The organism is Cereibacter johrii (assembly GCF_001720585.1).
In the GTDB taxonomy this organism is placed as follows: domain Bacteria; phylum Pseudomonadota; class Alphaproteobacteria; order Rhodobacterales; family Rhodobacteraceae; genus Cereibacter_A; species Cereibacter_A johrii.
Window position 1 is genome coordinate 1 of sequence record NZ_MABH01000253.1, and the last position, 3,321, is coordinate 3,321.

Consider the following 3,321-nt stretch of genomic DNA (forward strand, 5'->3'; position numbering starts at 1 on the left):
TGCCTACGACATGCAGGACCATGCCTTCTCCCGGTCGGGGCCGATCCGCGGTCCCGGCGGGGCGGGCGCGGCGGAAAGCGCGGGCGGAAGGGCGCGGGCGCTTGCGGGCGGCGCTTGCCTGCCCCCGCCGCCTCGCCTAAACCCCTTGCCGAACGTCCACCGAACAGACACGGGGCCCCCATGCGCCTGAGCCGCTACTTCCTTCCCGTCCTGAAGGAGAATCCTTCCGAGGCGCAGATCGTCAGCCACCGCTACATGCTGCGTGCCGGCATGATCAAGCAGCAGGCGGCGGGAATCTATTCCTGGCTGCCGCTCGGCTTCAAGGTGCTCAAGCGCATCGAGCAGATCGTGCACGAGGAGCAGATCCGCGCGGGTCACATCCCGCTCCTGATGCCCACGCTGCAGCCGGCCGACCTCTGGCGCGAGAGCGGGCGCTATGACGATTACGGCGAGGAGATGCTGCGCATCACCGACCGCCACAAGCGCGACATGCTCTACGGGCCCACGAACGAGGAGATGATCACCGACATCTTCCGCAGCCATGTGTCGAGCTACAAGGACCTGCCGCTGACGCTCTACCACATCCAGTGGAAGTTCCGCGACGAGATCCGCCCGCGCTTCGGCGTGATGCGGGGGCGCGAGTTCCTGATGAAGGACGGCTACAACTTCGATCTGGACTATGAGTCGGCGATCCACGCCTACAACCGCCACATGGTGAGCTACCTGCGCACCTACGAGCGGATGGGGCTGCAGGCGATTCCGATGCGCGCGGCCTCGGGCCCGATCGGCGGCGACAATACGCACGAGTTCCTCGTGCTGGCCTCGACCGGCGAGTCGGAGGTGTTCTACGACGCGGCGATCACCGACCTGAAGTTCGGCGACCGGGTGGTGAATTACGACGACCGCGCCGAATGCGAGGCCATCGTGAAGGAATGGACCGCGCCCTATGCGCGGACCGACGAAACCCATGACGAGGCGATCTTCGCCGAAATCCCCGAGGAGCGCCGCCGCAGCTCGCGCGGGATCGAGGTCGGGCAGATCTTCTATTTCGGCACCAAATATTCCGAGCCGATGGGCGCCAACGTGGTGACCGCCGACGGCAGCCGGGTGCCCGTCCACATGGGCTCGCACGGGATCGGCGTCTCGCGGCTTCTGGGCGCGATCATCGAGGCCAGCCACGACGACAAGGGCATCATCTGGCCCGAGGGCGTCACCCCCTTCCATGCGGGCATCGTGAACCTCAAGCAGGGCGACAGCTCGACCGATCTCGCCTGCGAGGCGCTCTACCGGGATCTGTCGGCCAGGGGGCTCGAGCCGCTCTACGACGACCGGGACGAGCGGGCGGGGGCGAAATTCGCCACGATGGATCTGATCGGCCTGCCCTGGCGGATCACCGTCGGGCCGCGCGGGATCTCCGCGGGCAAGGTCGAGCTCACCAACCGCCGCACGGGCGAGAGCGAGGAAATGTCCTCGGGCGCCGCGGTGGACCGGCTGGCGCAGATCTACGCCGGGATCTGAGGGCGCTTCGGTGCCGCCGGGGGGCTGTCTGCCCCCCGGACCCCCCGAGGATATTTGAGCCAGACTGAAAGCAGGCGGGGCCCTGCGGCGGACGCGAAAGGATGGACGGATGGCTGACCGGACGCGGCCCTTTGCGGCCTTCGAATGGATGATCGCCTGGCGCTACCTGCGCGCGCGCCGCGCCGAGGGCGGCGTTTCGGTCATGACCTGGATCAGCCTCGTGGGGATCACGCTGGCCGTCTTCGCGCTGATCGCGACGCTTTCGGTCCGCGCGGGCTTCCGGGCCGAGTTCGTGGATACGATCCTCGGCGCGAATGCCCATGTCACCGTCTATTCCGCCGGCCGCGTCACCGAGACGGGCCAGCTGATCCGCGGCTTCGAGGAGTACGATCCGGTGGCCGCGCGCGTGGGCGCCGTGCCGGGCGTGCTGCGCGCGGCCCCGGTGGTGAAGGGGCAGGTGATGGCCACGGCCAATGGCGCCTCCTCGGGGGTCGAGGTGTTCGGGATGCGGCAGGCCGATCTTGCGACCATCCCGCGCATCGGCACCGGGGCCGAGCATGTGGGCGATCTCGCGCGGTTCGACGAGGGCATCGCGCTGGGCTCGGGCGTGGCGCAGGAGCTGGGGGTGAGCGTGGGCGACCGCGTGCGGCTGATCTCGCCCGACGGGGTGAAGACGGCCTTCGGCACCTCGCCCCGCGTCTCGGCCTACGAGGTGGTCTATGTCTTCACCGCGGGCCGCTACGACATCGACCGCACCCGGGTCTACATGCCGCTCGCCGAGGCGCAGAGCTACTTCAACCGCGAGGGCCGCGCCGACGAGATCGAGGTGATGGTCGAGGATCCCGAGGCGGTGGATGCGATGGCGCCCGCGCTGATGCAGGCGGCGGGCGAGGGCTCGATGCTCTGGACCTGGCGCGATTCGGCCGGCTCGTTCCTGCGCGCCCTGACCATCGAGGACAATGTGATGTTCGTGATCCTGTCGATCCTCGTGCTGATCGCCTCGATGAACATCGTCTCGGGCCTCATCATGCTGGTGAAGAACAAGGGCCGCGACATCGGCATCCTGCGCACCATGGGGCTGACCGAGGGCTCGATCCTGCGGGTCTTCTTCCTCTGCGGCGCCTCGACCGGGCTGATCGGCACGGCGGCGGGGGTGGCGCTGGGCTGTCTCTTCACGATCTACATCGATCCGATCTTCTCGCTCGTGAACTACCTCTCGGGCGGGGGCGTCTGGGATCCCTCGATCCGCGGCATCTATGCGCTGCCCGCGAAGCTGCAATGGGCGGATGTCTTTTCGGCGGTGGCGCTGTCGCTGGGCCTGTCCTTCTTCGTCACGCTGATCCCCGCGCGCCGTGCGGCCCGCATGAACCCGGTCGAGGCGCTGCGCTATGAGTGAGATGCTGGTTCTGGACGGGCTGACCAAGGCCTACAACCGGGGCCGCCCCGGCGAGGTGACGGTGCTGCGCGGCGCCACGCTCTCGGTGGGCACGGGCGAGGTGGTGGCGCTGGTGGCGCCCTCCGGGGCGGGGAAATCCACGCTGCTCCATATCGCTGGGCTCCTCGACACGCCCGACGAGGGCCGCGTGGCCATCGGCGGGACCGAGATGGCGGGGCTGGGCGACCGGGCGCGGACCGAGACGCGGCGGCGCGAGGTGGGCTTCATCTACCAGTTCCACCACCTTCTGCCCGAATTCACCGCGCTCGAGAATGTGGTGCTGCCGCAGCTGGCCAACGGGGTCGCGCGGGGCGCGGCCGTGGCGCGGGCGCGCGACCTTCTGGGCCGCGTCGGGGTGGGCGCGCGCG

General features: G+C 69.0%; 3 protein-coding genes. All 3 read left to right on the forward strand.

The window, feature by feature from the left end; all coding sequences use genetic code 11:
• Positions 1-180 precede the first annotated feature (180 nt).
• Positions 181-1,518 carry a proline--tRNA ligase gene (gene proS, locus A9O63_RS21425; RefSeq protein WP_069333679.1) on the forward strand — a complete coding sequence of 446 codons (1,338 nt, stop codon included), beginning with the start codon at positions 181-183 and terminating at the stop codon, positions 1,516-1,518.
• Positions 1,519-1,627: 109 nt separating this feature from the next.
• Positions 1,628-2,914 (forward strand): lipoprotein-releasing ABC transporter permease subunit, encoded by a 1,287-nt coding sequence (locus A9O63_RS21430; RefSeq protein WP_069333680.1) that lies wholly within the window; start codon positions 1,628-1,630, stop codon positions 2,912-2,914.
• On the forward strand, positions 2,907-3,321 hold a 415-nt coding region (locus A9O63_RS21435), incomplete at its 3' end, for an ATP-binding cassette domain-containing protein (protein ID WP_141703133.1). The genes A9O63_RS21430 and A9O63_RS21435, both read left to right, overlap by 8 nt.

Bases quoted from the DNA above. Each gene is read 5' to 3' on its own strand.
- proS (WP_069333679.1), top strand. From the start codon at position 181: ATGCGCCTGAGCCGCTACTTCCTTCCCGTCCTGAAGGAGAATCCTTCC.
- A9O63_RS21430 (WP_069333680.1), top strand. From the start codon at position 1,628: ATGGCTGACCGGACGCGGCCCTTTGCGGCCTTCGAATGGATGATCGCC.